Genomic DNA, 3,458 nt, shown 5'->3' with positions numbered 1-3,458 from the left:
GAAATAACACCATCAATAGGCGATACAACATTATAAGATTTAAGGCTTTCGTTACTCTGGATGGTCAACAACAGATCACCACGCGCGACAGTTTGTCCTAACGAGACATACACTTTTTCGATCTGGCCTTCAAAACGAGCACGGATACTGCGCTGAGCATCCACTGGCGTTGCCAGTTTCCCGTAAACTTTAACAGTTTCAACTAATGTAGCCGGGCCTGCTGTTGCCGTTTTAATGGCCATTGCATCGGCAATTTCTTGGCCTATTTTAGTTCGGCCCTCAAAGTTGTCGTACCGCCAATTAAACTGTTCCCCCCGATATTCAGCCAGAATAGATACTACAAAGGAATGAGGTTCATAAATTTCCATACTGCCCCGCAAAAAGTCGTCCTCGGGTGAAAAGGTAATGTTGTCTTCAACATTACCCAGTCGAGTTAATACAACTTTCAAAGAAACTTCTTCTGGTTTTACGGGTTGCCCTTTCTGCGTCACCCAAACACGAAATTCTGGCGGCACACCCTTCTCAAAAATGGCTAGCTCAACCACAAACTCCCCCTCTATTAATAAACGACCGTTGTGGGGGCCTTTTTGTGGCTCTTCTTGTTGCGCACTATTTTCAGATTCCACCGCATAGGTCGGCAGACTCAACCCCAGCACAATGCTGAGCAATATTCCGGTTAGCAGGGGTTGCCAATAGTTACTCTTCATTCTTTTTCCTCACCTAATCGAGTTAGCGTTAAACCAGTTAATCGTTCAATTTCTACCGTATTAATATGCGCCGTAAAATACGCATCTAATTGATCTGACTGTGCTTCAAATAATTCCTGCTGAACAGCCGACCATTCCAAATAACTGTATTTTCCCAGTTGATACGCTTTTTCTGTTTCTCGCACCGCGCGCTCCAAGCGTGGAATAATGTCATTACTCAACGCTTCGCTCACGTGAATGCTGTGCAGTAATTGCTGATATAGAACAAAAAGCTGCGTTTGAAGCTTAATGTTCAATGCATCAGCTTCCGATTGGTAACGGCTTTGTTCAGCCGTTAAGGCAGCAATACGGCCTTTATTTCGACTTGAGTCGCCTAACGGAACGGATATACCTGCGACCACCGCATAATCATCTGTAGCTTCATAGCGCCTAACACCTGTGGATATACGCCAACGTATACTTGCTTCAGCCTTGGCTAAGGCAATGTCCGTCTGTGCCGCACGTTCTCGCGTTAAAAATATCTTGAGGTCAGGATTGTTACGTAAGCTCTTTTCCAATGATGTAGGGTCGATCACGGAAATTTTTTGAGCCAGTGTGCCGGCTAACCGACCAAATTTAGGTGTTTTATCGCCCCATTGTGCAGCCAGTTGACGCTTTGAAGAGTCAACCTCATGCGTTAAATCTTCTATTAGCAGCGTTCGCCGAGCAAGGTTAACTTCAGCGCGTAATTGGTCGGCAATAGGCGATTTTCCTACCTCTACACGTTTTTTTATTTCTTCTAGCGCCTGCGCGGATAGTGATTGCGCCTGCTTTGCAATTTTCTGACGTTCTTGGTGAGCCAAAGCAGTTAAAAAATAGCGGGCCGTTTGCGCGGCTATATCCAGTTGCTTTATTTCACGCTCAATCTCAAGAATCGACTGTCTTGATGCAACAGCATCTACCCGTTTGCCTACGATACGACTGTCTAACACCCAGCTAATACTTAACGTTGTTTGCGCATTGTCCATACCATTAAATTCACCGCTTCCCAGCGCATCTTCTACGGTTAAATCAATTTCGGGGGGCGACGCAACACCGGCCTGAGTCAAATAGCCCTGTTGACTATTCATGCGGTCAGCGTAAGCACGCAATTCTGGATGATGGTTAGTGCTTCGTTGAATAGCCGCTCTAAAACTGAGTGATTCGATAGTTGTGTTATCTGCATGGCTGATGGTTGAAATCCATGCAAAACAAGTCAAAGTAAACAGCTTTGAGTAATATCTTAATACAACAAAATACCGACATGCAATCGGTTTTTTACTCGTAAAAATCTTGTCTTCTGAAAGCATTATTGAACCCTTAATGTATAAAAAATTGTTCGGTAACGTGGTGTAGTGTATCGACGGATAAAAGGCAAACCACTGTGACCAGCACGAATAAACAAGATGTTATCAGCACAGGGAAAGCCCTACCTTTCTGCTCACGCATCAAATAGGTAACCCGTTCATCCAACTGCGGTGTAAGAAAGTCACAAGCGGGCTGCACAGATGCTTGCTTTGGAGTATGCGCCATCGTTAAACGAGTAACTTTGAGCAGGGTTTTCGCAATGGCCGACGCTTCCTTACCTGTATTCAGCACTGCTTCATCAGCGCACTGCTCCATAGCCAATTCCATTGCTACGTTTAGTTGCTCACCAATAACTCGCGAGAAAAAAGAGCCAAAAAAAGCAAACAGCAATTTTTTAAGTGGGTCAAAACGTCGCCTATGTGCTTGCTCATGGAGCTGAATGATAGTGTACTCATTGGTACTGACGCTATCCCGTAGTCCGGTTGTGACATAACACCGGGGCTGAAACAATCCAGCTGTAAATGCCTGAGGCAGCTTCGATTCGATGGTCGATAACCAATTGCTCTCCAATATCTCACTCGCCTGCTCATCCGTCGTCGAAAATTGTGCCAACAAATCCAAACGATGAAGGTTTTTGCGCACACTAAGCACCCTGTGGATGACACCAAAAATAAAAACACTGGAAAATAATGCCATCGTCAACGCATGCCAGCTGGTTAGACTAAACGTATAGGCATGATGCCAATGTACCAACGTTGCAATGAAGCCGTTGGCGTAAGAATCTAACCTGGCAGGCATCATAAGTACAAGCGTCACTATTACCGCAATTAGCCAAGGCGTTAGTACGATAAACCATAAAATCCTACGTTTAGCCTTTGCTGTAAATGTGGAAAGGACACTGCCCGATAACCGAAAAGTAATGCCAATAAAAATAAGGGATAGCCATAAACTCAATACACCAACAGTGAATACGTTAAGATAAAAGGCCAGCTTTCCAAGAATCATACTGAGCCGTCCGACTTATTTTTATCACGCTGATCTTCGATTATCTGCTCCAATCGCTCCAGTTGATCTTCATTGAATTCAGGCGATACCGAGGTAAAAGCAGCCAACAGGCTGTTCCCTTTATCCGCATTAAATTCGCTCGTCAAACCTTTGATTAACTGACCGATAAACGTGTCGCGTTCGATAGCAGCCTGATATTGAAAGGCATGTCCCTGCTTATCTCTTTTTAGTAAACCTTTTTTAAAGAGACGATCTAGCGTGCTTTGAATGGTGCTAAGCGAGCCGCCACGACGCTTCTCAAAGTAGGCGTACACCTGCTTGGCGTCCGCCACTTCGGTCTCCCAAAGGTATTGCAATACTTGCTTTTCAAGCTCACCGAGTTGCATTAAGCGAATTACTAACCCTAATTTATAAGAAGAG

At 44.7% G+C, this 3,458-nt stretch carries 4 protein-coding genes; all 4 read right to left on the bottom strand.

The features are described from left to right. Positions 1 to 707, bottom strand: a 707-nt coding sequence (locus KUG63_RS01155) for a biotin/lipoyl-binding protein (protein WP_287553706.1), incomplete at its 3' end; no start/stop codon positions are given. Further along, complete coding sequence (locus tag KUG63_RS01150; protein WP_287553704.1) at positions 704 to 1,945, bottom strand: TolC family protein; 1,242 nt, start codon at positions 1,943 to 1,945, stop codon at positions 704 to 706. The genes KUG63_RS01150 and KUG63_RS01155, both read right to left, overlap by 4 nt. Positions 1,946 to 2,045: 100 nt before the next feature. Then, positions 2,046 to 3,038: a M56 family metallopeptidase gene (locus KUG63_RS01145; RefSeq protein WP_020932515.1), complete on the bottom strand. Its 993-nt coding sequence runs from the start codon at positions 3,036 to 3,038 to the stop codon at positions 2,046 to 2,048. Further along, positions 3,035 to 3,458 (bottom strand): BlaI/MecI/CopY family transcriptional regulator (locus KUG63_RS01140; RefSeq protein WP_287553701.1); only part of this gene is annotated, 424 nt, incomplete at its 5' end. The genes KUG63_RS01140 and KUG63_RS01145, both read right to left, overlap by 4 nt.

This window comes from Cycloclasticus sp., assembly GCF_019090545.1.
In the GTDB taxonomy this organism is placed as follows: domain Bacteria; phylum Pseudomonadota; class Gammaproteobacteria; order Methylococcales; family Cycloclasticaceae; genus Cycloclasticus; species Cycloclasticus pugetii.
Note: the sequence above shows the minus strand (reverse complement) of the source record. Positions and strands in the feature narration are given on the sequence as shown.